This window comes from Spongiactinospora sp. TRM90649, from assembly GCF_029382225.1.
Taxonomy (GTDB): Bacteria; Actinomycetota; Actinomycetes; order Streptosporangiales; family Streptosporangiaceae; genus Spongiactinospora.
In genome coordinates, this window is the sequence record NZ_JARLTC010000036.1 from 74,736 (window position 1) to 88,579 (window position 13,844).

Below are 13,844 nucleotides of genomic sequence, written 5' to 3' on the forward strand. Positions count from 1 at the left end.
CCCCCCTACAGACAACTATGCGGTGTGTCGGCCCGGTTACGCGCCGAAGACCGCCTTGATCGGCTCGACCGTGAAGTACAGCAGGAACAGCGCCGCGACCACCCAAAGCAGCGGGTGGACCTCGCGCGCCCGGCCGCGCAGAGCCTTGATCACGACGTAGCTGACGAAGCCCGCGCCCATGCCCGCCGTGATCGAGTACGTGAACGGCATCAGGACGATGGTGAGGAAGGCCGGGATCGCCACCTCGTAGTCGGTGAAGTCGATCTCGCGCACCTGGGTCATCATCAGGAAGCCCACGACCACCAGCGCCGGGGCCGCGGCCTCCGAGGGCACGATCTCGGTCAGCGGCGCGAGGAACATCGCCGCCAGGAACAGCAGGCCGGTGACCACGCTGGCCAGGCCGGTGCGGGCGCCCTCGCCGACCCCGGCCGCCGACTCGATGTAGGTGGTGTTGGAGGAGATCGAACCGGCGCCGCCGGCCGCCGCGGCGACCGAGTCGACCAGCAGGATCTGGCGGGTCCTCGGCAGCGTGCCGTCCTCGCGGACCAGGCCGGCCTGACGGCCCACGCCGACGACCGTCCCCATGGTGTCGAAGAAGTCGGCCAGCAGCAGGGTGAACACGAACAGCAGCGCGGTCAGCACCCCGGCCTTGGCCACGTCGAAGCCGCCGAACAGGCTGAACTGGCCGAGCAGCGACAGGTCGGGCAGGCCCAGGATGGTGTCGGGCACCTTCGGGGCGATCAGGCTCCACGCGGCGGGATCGACCAGCTTGCCGCCGACGATCTGGGTGCCGAGCCCGGCCACGGCCTCGACGATCACGGCCACCACGGTGGTGCCCAGGATGCCGATCAGGATCGCGCCCTTCACCCGCCGGGCCACCAGGAACGCGGTGGCCAGCAGGCCCAGCACGAAGACCAGGGTGGGCCAGCCGGTCAGCGAGCCGGTGCCGGTCGCGCCGAGCTGCACCGGGACCGAGCCGCCCGCCGTACGGCGGACGAACCCGGCGTCCACGAAGCCGATCAGCGCGATGAACAGGCCGATGCCCACGCTGATCGCGGTCTTCAGGGAGGCCGGGATGGCGTTGAACACCGCGACCCGGAAGCCGGTGAGCACCAGGACCAGGATGACCAGGCCCTCCAGGACGACCAGGCCCATGGCGTCCTCCCAGCTCATCTGGCTGGCGATGCTATGGGCCAGGAAGGCGTTCAGGCCGAGGCCGGTGGCCAGCGCGAACGGCACGCGCGCCACCACGCCCATGGCGATGGTGAGCACGCCCGCCACGAAGGCGGTGGCGGCGGCCACGAGCGGGAAGTCGGGGGCGGCTCCGTCACCGAGGTACTGGCCGGTGCGGTCCGCCACGGCGCCGATGATGATCGGGTTGAGCACCACGATGTAGGCCATCGTGAAGAAGGTGGCGAATCCGCCGCGCACCTCGGCGCCGACGGTCGATCCGCGATCGGTGATCTGAAAGTAGCGGTCGAGGGAGGCACGGAGACCGGGCCGGGGGGTGGGGGAGGCGATGTCGTTCACGGGCGCAGCGTCGCAGTCACTATCAGGAGGAGGAAAGGGCGGTTTGGGGGATTTTGATGGTACCGAGATGCGTTCGTGCTCTTCGCAGCCCCCCGCCCGGCGTCGCCTAGGCTGGAACGCGTGAACCCTCCACAGCGCCGGGAGCAGCCCGCCGAGCCCTCCCAGCGGCCGGTTCTGCAGCCGTTGCGGACCAATGACACCAGGACCATCCAGGTCGGCATGGGCCTGTGGGCCGCCGCCCTGGTGGTGCTGGTGATCGTGCAGCCCGGCGCCGACCACCGCTGGTGGATCTGGACCTGCGTGGCCGGCCTCGCCGGCGGGGTCTTCGGCCTCTGGTACGTGCGCAGGCGCGACCGCCACGCGCCCGAAGACCCCCCGGACGACGCCCCCTCTACCGCCGGTTAGCCGCCCTGGGCGTCGAGGTCGGCCTCGGCGAGCAGCAGCGGCACCGCGCCCGGATCGCGCAGCAGCGCCGCCACGGCCAGCCGGTCGCCCCACTGCCCGGCCGCCCACGCCAGGCCCCTGGCCAGCCCGTCCACCCCCGTGGCGTGCACGACGCCCTCGAAGAGACGCCAGGACGCCTCCACGCCGTCCACGAGCAGCCGCTCGTGCTCGACATAGGTCTCCGGCGCGGTCGGCAGCAGCGAGCGCACCTGCGGCGGCACGGGACGGGTCTGCCCCTCCGAGGTCACCTCACCGGGGGCGATCTCCCCCGCCAGGTCGAGGTCGAGCAGCTCGGACAGCGCCTCGGCCAGGTCGAACGGCGCCAGCACCAGCGGCCGGGCGGCCACCAGCGGAAGCAGGTCGGGGGCCTCCACCACCACGGGGCCCTCGTCGGCGTCGGCCTCGGCGACCATGATCTCGCCCTTCAGCACCGCGCGCACCCCGCTCGGCGGGGCCACCCTGGACGGCTCGACCCCGGCCAGCGCCGTCCATAGCGCCCGGAGCTGGGCGCGGTCGACCGGGCGGCCCGGATCGGCGAGCACGTCGAGCAGTTCCTCGGGGCCGCCGTGCTCGGCGAGCAGTTCGGGCAGCGTGGTGCGGACCCCGATCATGGCCAGCGCGGCGGCGTCGAGCCCGGCGGGGGCCTCGGCGTACAGGCCGAACAACAGGGCGTCGGCCCCGGCCACGCGCATCGTGGTGGGCAGCCGCCCGCCCAGCACCGGGCTGGTGCGCAGCCACCACGCCGTGTAGGACGGAACCTCCACGATCTGACCCCCGGCCAGCACCCGCAGCGGGGCCAGCGCCGCGCGCAGCGGCGGCCTGGTGAGCAGGGCGAGCGCGGCGGGCCAGTCGGCGACCAGCTCCAGGTCGCGGATGGCGGTGAACTCGGGGGCCACCGGGGGCACGTCGAGGTCGGGCAGGTAGTCGAGGACGGCGTCGAGCCATGCGTCCTCGCGGTCGAGGTCGTGGTCGCAGTCGTCGGGGTCGAGCAGCACGTCGGCGTCGTTGACCACGGCGAAGCCGTCGAGGACCCCGGCGGCGGCGAGCACGCGCGGGCCGTACTGCTCGACCAGGTCGGGCGCGGCGGTGCCGAACGGCGCGTCGTCGGCGTCGAGGTCGACCACGGCCGCCAGCGCGCCCTCGCGCAGCAGCAGCTCACCCGCCGGGTAGAGGCCGCCGTCGGCGCCGCGCAGGGCCAGCTCCGACAGCCAGGGGGCGTCGCCGGGGACCAGCCCGGCGGCCTTGACCAGCGCCAGCACGGCCTGCGCGACCACCTCGGCGTCGGGACTGTCCAGCGACTCCGACACGGCGGTGCGGGTCAGCGGGTCTTCCAGCACGGTGCGCGGCGTGGCCTCGGCCGCGCCGAGCCGCAGCAGCACCGGATGCGCCGCCTCCGGGTGCACCACCCGCAGGCCCAGCGGCACCAGCACGGCCGGGTCGAGCGAGGAACCGTCGGACAGCAGCAGCGTGCCGCGCGGGCCCCGGACCAGGCGTCCGTCGGCGAGCGGCACCGGCAGCGCGCCCACGGCCTCGGCGTCGTCGGCGGGCAGCACGTCGTACAGCGACCGCCACCACGAAGGGTCCTTGTCCTCGACGGCGTCGCCGGACAGCAGGTCGATCACGTCGGCCAGGTCGATGCGCCGCGCGCCGAGCGTGGCCAGCGCCGGATGCCTGGGCGGCCAGTGGGCGGGCAGCAGGCCCGGCACCATCGGCGCGATCCGGTCGAGGAACTCGGCGGGACCGGCCACGACGGCGGCCTCGCGGCCCGTCACCAGCGGGGTGCCTTCGTCGGTGGCGACCGGCTCGCCGTCGGGCCGCTCGGCCGGGGGCGACAGCGCGGGCAGCAGCGGCGCGGCGGGCAGCCTGCGCAGGATCGCCCGGCGGATCTCGGCGTCGAGCTCGCTCTTGCCCATCAGGCCGGGGACCAGGTCGAGCAGCGCGGGCGTGCGCGGCATCGAGCCCAGCAGCTCCACGTACAGCTCGGCGGCCCGCTCGACCAGGAAGTCGGTCAGCGGCCCGCGCGCGACGTGCCGCCGGTCGGTCGCCATCGGGAAGCTCGCGATCAGCAGCGCCCGCAGGTCGAGCGGCTCGTCGCTGGGCGTCGGCGCGTGGACCACCGGCGGGACGGCGGCGGGCAGCCGCCCGGACTCGGGCACCGCCCAGCGCACCTGCCAGTACGGCCTGGCCCGCTCCTCGGTCGGCCGGTCGGCGAACAGCTCGGCCACCTGGGCGGGGGTGAAGTCGCCGGAGGCCGCCACGAGCCGCCAGCCGTCGGCGGTGACCGTGCGCGGCTCGCCGTCGAGCTCGACCTCGATCGTCCTGAGCGCGGGCAGGCCGAGCAGCAGCGCCGGGCTGGTCTCGGCCAGCATCCGGCGCACGGCCTCCTCGGCGGTCTTGTCGCGCAGCGGCAGCCGCACGACGGTGTCGAAGCCCTCCGGGACGTCGATCGTGTCGGCCGGGAACGGCAGGCGCAGCAGCGGCACGTGGCCGGAGCGCTCGGCCAGCACGGTGGCCAGCGCGGGCTCGGCGGCGACCAGCTCGGCGGTGCTCTCGCGCGACCAGCGGACCGCGCCGCTGGCCCAGGAGCCGATCTCGGGGGCGTCGCACACGGACACCACGGCGGCGAAGCCGACGCCGAAGCGGCCGGCCGTACCGGTCTGGTCGCGTTTGGCCGACACCCGCAGGGTGGACAGACCCTCCACGCCGCCGGAGTCAAGCGGGGCGCCGGTGTTGGCGGCGACCAGCACGCCGTCGCGCAGCGTCAGCCGCAGCCTGCCGGGCACGCCGCCGCGCAGCGCGGCGTCGGCGGCGTTCTGGGCCAGCTCCACGATCAGCCGGTCGTGGTAGCCGCCGAGCGCGAAGTCCTCTTCGGCGTTGGCGTCTTCACGGAACCGGGCGGGCGAGGCCGTCCAGGCGGCGAGCACGGTGGCGCGGACGCCGGCGGTGTCGAAGATATCGGTGATGTCGGTCATCCGGTTGCCAGCTCACGATCGGTGGGGGGTGGACCATCAAGGACGCCGCCGACTGACGGCACGCCGGTCACGAGTGGCCGAACGGCTCCGAGTCCGTGTCGTCCACCGAGCCGGTGAGGTCGGGCGCGGCCTCGCCCTGTTCGGACCTGTCCTCCATGAGGTCGAAGCCGAGGTCGTCGAGGATGGGCGGGGGCTGCTCGATCGCCGGGGGCGCGGCGGACGCCTCGGAGTGGGCGCCGCAGCCGTGGTCGGCCGACACCACCCGGCCGTCGTCGGGCGCGTACTCGTTGGCGCACACGCCGAAGCCGAGCCGCAGCACACCGGCGAGCGGCCAGTAGAACCCGCAGGTGGAACACTGCGCGGGCGCCGCGTGCGCGAGCGGGGTGTGCGGGCCGGACTCGCCGGAGTGCCAGCGCCGCACGGCCTGGTCGCGGCCGCTGGGCGAGAGCACCCTGGCCCGGCCGAGACCCAGCTCGAAGATCATTTGCCGGTCGGCGTCGTCGTCGGTCGCGGTGAAGCCGGGGGTGAGCCGGTCGTCGTCGGCCGAGGTGGGCAGCAGGTCGCCGACCCCGAGGTCGCCGGGGCGCAGCCGCTCGCTCCACGGCACCCACTGGGGCGCGAGGAGGGAGTCGGCGCCGGGCAGCAACGAGGTCTCACTTACGGTGACGACCTTGGCCCGTGAGGCGCGGGTGACGGTGATGGCCCATCGCCAGCCGCGGTAGGCGCGGTCGAGACAGGCGAAATAGTGGGTGCCGGTGCGGTCGCCCTCCACCTCGAATCCGAGATGGTCGCCGACCTCACCGGGCCCGGCGAGGCCCTGAGCGGCCTCGCGGGCGAGATCGACGGCGGCCACGCAGGCGGCATCAGGTGGCGCCACGCGGGTCCGGGTGCGGCTCACGAGACCACCCCCGCCGGCAGCGGGTGCCCGCCCGGGTGACTCGGGCTGTTGGTGTTGGCTCGCCAGTTCACACTTCATTTTCCCCCATGGCGGGTGGTGCCAGCGACGTCCCCCGCCCTTCACGATTGCATTGTCGCCGCCAAGTCGCCGCGAAGTCGCCGGGAGCGGCCTGCACAAGCCACCAGGAACTCCCCGGAACAAGGGCGATAGGGGCGGTGGTGTCGGAGGGGACGAGCCGGGCAGTCGCGGCGCGGTTCGGGTAAGACTGGATGCGTGACAGGTGGTGGCTGGGAGAACGCGCGGCGCGCGGCGGGCTCCGCCTCGCGCCGGTTCGCCAGATCGGCCGCCTCGGCCGGCAGGGCGACCGTCCGCGCGGGGCGGGCGACGATGGGGGGCACTCGCGTGGCGGGCAAGGCCGCCGCGGACGGCACGCTGCGTGTCGGCCGGGCGGCCAGGCGGCTCACCCACGCCCAGGGCGCGGGACGCACAGGGCTGGGCCGGCTGATCGAGCTGAGCGCGCTCGCCGCCGCCGGCGACGCGCTGATCACGGTCGCGCTGGCGGGCACGCTCTTCTTCGGACTGCCGGTGGACGAGGCGCGCGGCCAGGTAGCGCTCTACCTGCTGATCACGATGGCGCCGTTCGCGGTGGTCGCGCCGCTGGTCGGCCCGGCGCTCGACCGGTTCCGCTCGGGCCGCCGCTACGTGATGGCGGGCACGCTCATCGCCAGGGGCCTGCTGTGCTGGTCGATGGCCGCCGCCGTGCTGTCCAACGACGCGGTCACGCTGTTCCCCGCCGCCCTCGGCGTGCTCGTGCTGTCCAAGGCGTACAACGTGAGCCGGGCGGCGATCATGCCGAGCGTGCTGCCGGCCGACATCGGCCTGGTCACCGCGAACGCCCGGGTGGCGCTGTTCACCCTGGTCTCGGCGGGCGTGGCCATTCCCGTCGGCGCGGGCCTCTCCGCCTGGCTGGGCGGCGAGTGGGTGCTGCGCGGCACGCTGGTGCTGTTCGCCGTGGTCGGCGTCTACGCGCTGCGCCTGCCGCGCCACGTGGACGCCCCCGACATCGAGCCCGATCCGGACGAAGAGCACCTACAGGAACGCCCGGCCCGCTGGCGCACCCTGCTCAACGTGGGCCCGGCCGTGGCCGAGGCGATGCGCGCCAACGCCGCGATCCGGTTCTTCTCCGGCTTCCTGCTGTTCTTCCTGCTGTTCGTGGTGCAGGAGGACCACCTGCCCGGCGACTACTCCAAGGAGCTGATCATCGCGGTGCTGGCCGGGGCGGCGGGCGCGGGCGGCCTGGCCGGGGCGGCGGTGGCCTCGTGGGTGCGCAACCGCTCCCCGCAGGTGACCGTCCTCATCACGCTGGCGCTGGCCACCGCCGTGGGCGCGGGCACCGCGTTCCTCTACAACCTGTGGACGGCGGTCGCCGTCGCGCTGGTCGCGGCCTTCGCCCAGGAGCTGGGCAAGCTCGCCCTCGACGCCATCGTGCAGCGCGAGATCGGCGAGGAGGTGCGGTCCTCGACGTTCGGGGTGGTCGAGGCGCTGCTCCAGATCGCGTGGGTGATCGGCGGGCTGGCCGGGCTGATCATGTCGCTGTACTCGCGCGGCCCGGCCGCCCTGACCGTCGTCGCCGTGGCGATGGGCGCCACCCTGGTGTGGCTGGTGGTCGGACGGCGGCGCCGGCTGCGGGTCACGGACGCGCGGGTGGAGTCGGCGCGGGCCCGTTCGTCCCGGAGTCCGGCGCCGGCACCCGCTTCCGCGTCCGCCGAGGCCGCGTCGGGCATGACGACGACCGATATCGTGCCGCGCCCACCCGCCGACCATGGCGACAAGCCCGGTCACACCAAACCACTCACAAACCCCCACGGATAACGCGAAACCTAAACACCGAAGAATTGGGAATCGCGTTACGTGTCCAGATCGTCCGCCACTCCGCGCAGGACCGCGGCGATCTTCTTGGTGTGCTGGGCGTCCGGATGCTTGCCCTTCTGATAGGAGGTCGAGACCGCGTCCAGGAGTTTGATGAGGTCTTCGATGATGACCACCATCTCGTCGGGCTTCTTCCGCTTGGCCTTGGTCTTCGTCTTGACGAGCGACGGCGGCTGGTCGATCACTCGGACAGACAGCGCCTGCTGGCCACGGCGGCCCTCGGCCACCCCGAACTCGACCTTCTGGCCGGGCTTGAGCGACTCGACGCCGCTCGGCAGCGCGGAGGAATGCACGAAAACCTCACCGCCGTCGTCGCGGGTGAGGAAGCCGAAACCCTTGTCGGCGTCGTACCACTTGACCTTGCCACTCGGCACAGGGGTGACCTCGTTCAGACTGTCGTGAAAGGTGAATGGATGTAGGTTATGCCCACCCGGACCGAAGAGCGACCATGTATTTCCGCGAGAAATCAGGCCAATGGGGGTTCGGCTCGCCACCGACGGAACCACGCGCCGAACTCCCGCAGATCCGCGAGGACTACGTCCGCTCCGTGTTCACGCAGTTCTCCTGCGGTGTAAGGGCCGGTGGCCACCGTGACGCTGACGGCATCGCCCGCCCGCGCCGCCGCGATGTCCGCGACGTGATCTCCAACATATGCGTCGGCGCCGAAGGACGCGAGCGGGACGCCTTTCCCGGCGCCGAACAGCGCCCCCTCCACGGCGTCCACGTGCAGGTCCAGAGCGGCCACCGTGCGCTTGGCGTCGGCGGTGTTCTTGCCGGTGACGACGATCACCCTGCCTCCCGCCTCCCGGACGGCGGCCACCGCCTCACGGGCCCCGGGCATGGTGGTCGTCGCCGGGACCGCGATCCGGGGATACAGCTCGCGGTAGAGGTCGGCGGCGGCCGGGATCTCCTCGGCGGGCATCCAGTACGCCAGCTCGGTCTCCAGCGGCGGGCCGAGCCGGGAGATCACCGCGTCCGTGTCGACCGGCACCCCGAGCCGTCTGGAGAGTTCTTCGAACGTGGCGCCGATCCCGGCCCGCGTATCGGCCAGCGTCAAATCCAGATCAAAACCTATCGTGCACATGACCGTAAGCATCCCAAAGGCTTGACGTAGGGACGTAACAACCTCCCCCGTGGGAGCGTTGAATCCGCGAAAGGACTTAGTTATCCCTCAGGAGTGCTCATGCCGGACCATCGGCACGTTCCCGCTCGACGGCCTCTCCGCGAGAAAGCCGGAATTCCCGCGATAGGGGTGGGGAGCCTTCTTCGGCGTCCCGGCCGGCCCACCCGCCGGCACGGGCGGCCCACCCCCTGAGCAGCCGGGTCATCTAGGGTCAGTGCGGAGGTAACCGGTCAATCATGCACAGATCTACGCGTGAGCGGATCGTCGGAGAGGCCCTGCGGCTGTTCTCCGAGCGGGGCTACGCCGCGACGTCGGTGGCCGAGATCGAGGCCGCCGCCGGCCTCTCCCCCGGTGCGGGCGGCCTCTACCGGCATTTCAAGTCCAAGTACGAGGTCCTCGCGGCCGCCGTACACCAGCACACCACACGAACCGGCGAGCAGATCACCGCCGCCCTGAACGGCACGGCGGGCCCCGAGGCGGTGGGCGCGGACGGGCCGCTCGACGCGCGCCTGGGCGAACTGTGCCGCGCCGGGATGGCCAAGGTGCGCGAGGAACGCGAGCTGACCCGGGTGTTCTTCCGCGACCTCGGCCAGTTCCCCGAACTGGTGCTGGCCGTCCGCGAGGGACTGTTCCAGCCGATGTTCGACGCCATCACGACGTGGTTCACCGCCCAGCCGGAGTACTCCGACTCGGAACTGGACTGGCCAGGCGTGGCCGCCGTGCTCGGCGGGGCCGTGGTGCACTACCAGTTGTTCCAGGAGACCGTCAGGGAGCCGCCCGCCAGGGCGGAACGCGACCGGTTCGTGGCCGCGTGGGTGCGGATGGCCCTGGGCCTGCTCACCGCGCGCGGGGGGATCAGTGCGGGAGGGACGGCCGCCGGGCGTGCCGTTCCGGCGGGTTGAGCAGGCGGTAGGAGAGGTAGAAGACCCCGGCGGCCGAGCCGAGCATGAACATGATCTCGCCCACCCTGAAGTACTCGTCCGCCAGGGCGCCGGCGTCGGTGACCCCCTGCACCCAGCGCACGGCGGTCACCAGCAGGCCGCCCACGACGTAACCGGCGACGGGCGCGCCCGCGCCCGTCAGCCGGTCGCGCGGCTCCCACCCGGTGCTCATCCACGTCACGACGGCCGCGACCGCCCACACGATCAGCGGCACCGGGAAGATCGCGATCGGGTCGAGCCGGAACGGCAGCAGCACCGCCGCCGCGACCAGCAGCAGCACCGCGATCCCCTCGCGCGGGTGCTCCTTCAGGATGGTCCGCGCGTCCCGGCCCTCGGTCGCCATCGGGTTGGCGCTCGCCATCGCCGCGCGCCGCAGCCATGCCCCCGGCAGGCCCAGCCCGCCGGAACGCCGCCGGGCCGTACCGCGCCGCGCGACTGCGCTCCGGGCGACCTGCGTGTGACGGCGGACGCCCTCCGGCACACCGGACGGCCGGATCATCGCCCGCCTGGGCTCCTCGTCATCCACCACACGGGGGAACACCGCCGTGCTGGCCTCGGCGTCGCCCGGATAGCCGGGGATGGACACCATCAGCGTGCCGTCCGCCACGGGCGGTTCGTCCGCGACGTCGGCCCGTGCGCCGTTCTGCGCCGCCAGGCGTTTCCGTTCGGCCCGCACCAGTTCGGCCGGTTCGCCCAGCCCGGCCAGGACGCGCGCCACCCGCCGTGGATCGCCGCTGCCGCCCCGCGCCTCTTCGATCCGCGCGCGTACGCGCGCGACCAGCTCCAGACGCTGATCCTGGCGCAGCACACCGTGCGCGTGGTCGCCCACCCTGCTCAGGTAGTCCAGGACGAGCCGGTCGGCACGCTCGGTCACGTGGTCACCTTCTTCCTCCCCGCCACGCGTCGCGGCACCCTATACCAGGGCGGCGCGGAACCACCGTAGCGGCACAGTGCGATCATGACCTGGTCGTTTGCCGCCATACCATGAGAAGGGGCGCTGGATGCGCCGGTGGCGACGAGAGGGGGCATGCCGGTGAGCGCGGACTTCGCCGACTGGTTGCGCGGACGCGACGACGAGGAACTGCGCGCACTCGTCACCGCGCGTCCCGAGCTGGTCACGCCGGTGCCCGCGCACATCGCCGGGCTCGCCTCCCGGGCGACCACCCCGTCCGCCGTCGGCCGCGCGATCGACCGGCTCGACCGGTTCGCGCTCGCCGTCCTGGAGACGCTCGTGCTGTTGCCGCCGCCGGTGCACCAGCGGGAGCTGCGCACGCTGATGCGCAGGGCGGCCGGAGGGGCGCGCGGGGCTTTCGAGGAGGCCCTGAACGGCACGCTGCGGCGGCTGCGCGAGCTGGCGCTCGTCTACGGCCCGGAGACCGCTCCGGCGCCCGCTCCGGGGGTCAGGGAGGCGCTGGACCCCCCGGCCGGGCTCGGGCCGCCCGCCGTCGTGGTGTTCCGCGACTACGCGCCCGAGCGGCTCGGCGAGATCGCCCACGACGTCGGCGCCGGCCCCGGCGAGCGGGTGCCCGACCTGCTGGGCGTGCCCGGCGTCGTCGAACGCCTGGTTGAAGAGGTCTCCCCGCAGGCCAGGGCGGCACTCGACGAGCTGGCCTGGGGCCCGGCCACCGGACGCCTCGCCAACGCCCGTCGCCCCGCGCGGACCGCCACCGCCCAGTCGCCCATCGAGGAGCTGCTGGCGCGCGGGCTGCTCGGCGCCACCGGCGACGAGACCGTGACGCTCCCCCGTGAGGTGGCGCTCTACCTGCGCGGCGGGCGCTTCCACCGCGACCTGCTCCCCGGGGCGCCCGCGCTGCGCGGCCCCGAGCGGACCGCCGGGCTCGCCGAGCGCACCGCCGCCGGTCAGGCGTTCGCCTTCATCAGGGTGGTGGAGGACCTGTGCGAGCGGTGGAGCGTAGAACCGCCGGGCGTGCTGCGCACCGGCGGCCTGGCCGTGCGCGACCTGAAGCGCGCCGCGCTGTCCCTCGACCTGCCCGAGTGGTCGGCGGCGCTGGTCGTCGAGGTCGCGTTCGCGGCAGGGCTGATCGTCGCGGCGGGCGGCGTGGACGGCGAATGGCTCCCCAGCGCCCTCTACGACGCCTGGCGGATCAAGCCGGGCGAAGAGCGCTGGGCCGCGCTCGCCGGTAGCTGGCTCACCATGGACCGTGTGCCCGGCCTCGCCGGGGAGCGCGACGACCGCGACCGGCTGATGAACGCGCTCACCCCCGAGCTGCGCAGAGGAGCAGCCCACGAGGTGCGCGCCGCCACGCTGGCGGTGCTGGCGTCGTCCGCCCACGACGTCGCGCCCGACGCCGCCTCCGTGCGCGAACGGCTGGCCTGGGAGCAGCCCCGCCGTCGCGGCCCCTACCGCGACCGGTTGATCGACTTCACCCTGCGCGAGGCCGAGCAGCTCGGCGTGACCGGCCTGGGCGTGCTGTCCGCGCACGGCCGCGCGCTCGCCGACGGCGACTCCGGGGCCGCGACCAAGCTGCTCGCGCCGCTGCTGCCCCAGCCTGTCGACCACGTCCTGCTCCAGGCCGACCTCACCGCCGTCGCGCCGGGCCCGCTGACCGGCGACCTGCGGCGCTGGCTCGCGCTGGCCGCCGACGTGGAGTCCACGGGGGGCGCGACGGTCTACCGGTTCGGCGAGGGCTCGGTGCGCCGGGCGCTCGACGCCGGGCACGGCGCCGAGGAGCTGCTGGCCGTCCTGGCCCGTCATTCGGCCACGCCCGTGCCGCAGCCGCTCACGTACCTGATCTCCGACGTCGCCCGCCGTCACGGACGGATCAGGGTCGGCTCGGCGGGCGCCTACATCCGCTGTGACGACCCCTCGGTGCTCGACCAGGTGATGGCCGACCGGCGGGCGCTGCCGCTGCGGTTGCGCAGGCTCGCCCCCACGGTGATCGCGTCCCGCTCGGCCAGGGCCGCCCTGGTGGACGGCCTGCGCGCGATGGGCTACGCCCCCGTCGCCGAGTCGCTGGACGGCGACGTGATCGTGAGCCGTCCCGACGCGCGCCGCGCCGAGGGCCAGCCCGCGCGCGCCGCCACCGTGGTCAACGGCCTCGACCGCGACGTGGTGGCCGCCGCGGTGCGCGCGATCCGCGCGGGCGACGCGGCGCACCAGGCCAGGAGGCCGGCCGTGGAGTCGCCGGAGGGCGAGGTGCCCCGCTCTCCCGCCACCGCCACGATCAACACGCTGCAGCAGGCGATCCGCCAGGGCGGGCGCGTGTGGATCGGCTACCTGGACAACCAGGGCCACGCCACCAGCCGCATCCTGGAACCGGCCCGCATGGAGGGCGGCTACCTCACCGCCTACGACGAGACCCGGGCGGCGGTGCACCGCTTCGCGCTGCATCGGATCACCGGGGTGTCCGATGTCACCGACTCCTCGGATACCGGGTGAGCGGGTCGTATGACGCCGTCGGCCGCCCCCAATACCCTGGTACCAGTTGACCTTTGGACGCCAGGCGGAACGGAATACGCACAGTGAGCACCCCACCCGAGGGCCAGGACAGTCCCGACGACCAGGGGCAAGGGCCCGGACACGGCCAGGTCCCCGGCCATGGTCAGCCCGGCTACGGCCCCGGATACGACCAGGCTCCGGGTTACGGCCAGGCTCCTAGTCACGGCCAGCCCGGGTACGGCCCTGGCCCCGGTTACGGGCCCGGTCCGGGTTACGGCCCGCCGGGCGGCCCTTACCCGCCGCCCGGATACGGCTACGGCCAGCCGCCGTACCGCAATCCCGAGGCGCCGCGCACGCACGCGATCGTGGCCCTGGTGATCAGCATCGTGCTCGCGCTGAGCTGCTACGTAACCCCCGGCGGCATCGCGGGAGCGGTGCTGTCCGGCATCGCGCTGAGCAAGGTCGACTGGGAGCCCGACCGGGCCCGCAACCTGCTCAAATGGGCCTGGATCAGCATCGGGATCAACATCGGGCTGATCGTCCTCGGCATCGTGGCGCTCATCGTCGCGGGGGCCAACGGCGCGTTCGACACCTGATGTTTTAACCG

At 73.6% G+C, this 13,844-nt stretch carries 11 protein-coding genes; 5 read left to right on the top strand and 6 right to left on the bottom strand.

The features are described from left to right. Positions 1-36: 36 nt before the first annotated feature. Entirely contained in the window at positions 37-1,530 is a 1,494-nt protein-coding gene (locus P3X83_RS34905; protein ID WP_277309616.1) for an NCS2 family permease, read from the bottom strand. A 120-nt stretch (positions 1,531-1,650) separates the two neighbouring features. Between P3X83_RS34905 and P3X83_RS34910 the strand changes: the two genes are divergently transcribed. Then, positions 1,651-1,935: a DUF2530 domain-containing protein gene (locus P3X83_RS34910; RefSeq protein WP_277309617.1), complete on the top strand. Its 285-nt coding sequence runs from the start codon at positions 1,651-1,653 to the stop codon at positions 1,933-1,935. Here the strand turns inward: P3X83_RS34910 and P3X83_RS34915 are convergent. Beyond that, positions 1,932-4,946, bottom strand: coding sequence for a hypothetical protein (locus P3X83_RS34915; protein WP_277309618.1), 3,015 nt, complete (start codon positions 4,944-4,946; stop codon positions 1,932-1,934). The genes P3X83_RS34910 and P3X83_RS34915 overlap by 4 nt on opposite strands. Before the next feature lie 67 nt (positions 4,947-5,013). Next, positions 5,014-5,844 carry a DUF3027 domain-containing protein gene (locus P3X83_RS34920; RefSeq protein WP_277309619.1) on the bottom strand — a complete coding sequence of 277 codons (831 nt, stop codon included), beginning with the start codon at positions 5,842-5,844 and terminating at the stop codon, positions 5,014-5,016. 273 nt (positions 5,845-6,117) lie between these two features. Here P3X83_RS34920 and P3X83_RS34925 point away from each other — a divergent pair, with 273 nt between their 5' ends. Beyond that, a complete protein-coding gene (locus P3X83_RS34925) occupies positions 6,118-7,716 on the top strand; it encodes an MFS transporter (protein WP_277309620.1) in 1,599 nt (532 codons plus the stop codon). A gap of 35 nt (positions 7,717-7,751) precedes the next feature. Here P3X83_RS34925 and P3X83_RS34930 read toward each other — a convergent pair whose 3' ends face one another. Continuing rightward, positions 7,752-8,147, bottom strand: a complete 396-nt coding sequence (locus P3X83_RS34930; protein ID WP_277309621.1) for a cold-shock protein — start codon at positions 8,145-8,147, stop codon at positions 7,752-7,754. Positions 8,148-8,239: 92 nt separating this feature from the next. Then, positions 8,240-8,869 (bottom strand): HAD hydrolase-like protein, encoded by a 630-nt coding sequence (locus P3X83_RS34935; RefSeq protein ID WP_277309622.1) that lies wholly within the window; start codon positions 8,867-8,869, stop codon positions 8,240-8,242. Positions 8,870-9,132: 263 nt separating this feature from the next. Between P3X83_RS34935 and P3X83_RS34940 the strand changes: the two genes are divergently transcribed. Continuing rightward, positions 9,133-9,798: a TetR/AcrR family transcriptional regulator gene (locus tag P3X83_RS34940; RefSeq protein WP_277309623.1), complete on the top strand. Its 666-nt coding sequence runs from the start codon at positions 9,133-9,135 to the stop codon at positions 9,796-9,798. Here P3X83_RS34940 and P3X83_RS34945 read toward each other — a convergent pair. After that, a complete protein-coding gene (locus P3X83_RS34945) occupies positions 9,752-10,711 on the bottom strand; it encodes a hypothetical protein (RefSeq protein WP_277309624.1) in 960 nt (319 codons plus the stop codon). The two genes, P3X83_RS34940 and P3X83_RS34945, sit on opposite strands and share 47 nt — an antisense overlap. 135 nt (positions 10,712-10,846) lie before the next feature. Between P3X83_RS34945 and P3X83_RS34950 the strand changes: the two genes are divergently transcribed. Continuing rightward, the gene (locus P3X83_RS34950; protein WP_346742775.1) at positions 10,847-13,237 is read left to right on the top strand and encodes a helicase C-terminal domain-containing protein; all 2,391 of its coding nucleotides are present in this window, start codon (positions 10,847-10,849) and stop codon (positions 13,235-13,237) included. A gap of 83 nt (positions 13,238-13,320) precedes the next feature. Beyond that, positions 13,321-13,833, top strand: coding sequence for a hypothetical protein (locus P3X83_RS34955; protein ID WP_277309625.1), 513 nt, complete (start codon positions 13,321-13,323; stop codon positions 13,831-13,833). Positions 13,834-13,844 lie beyond the last annotated feature (11 nt).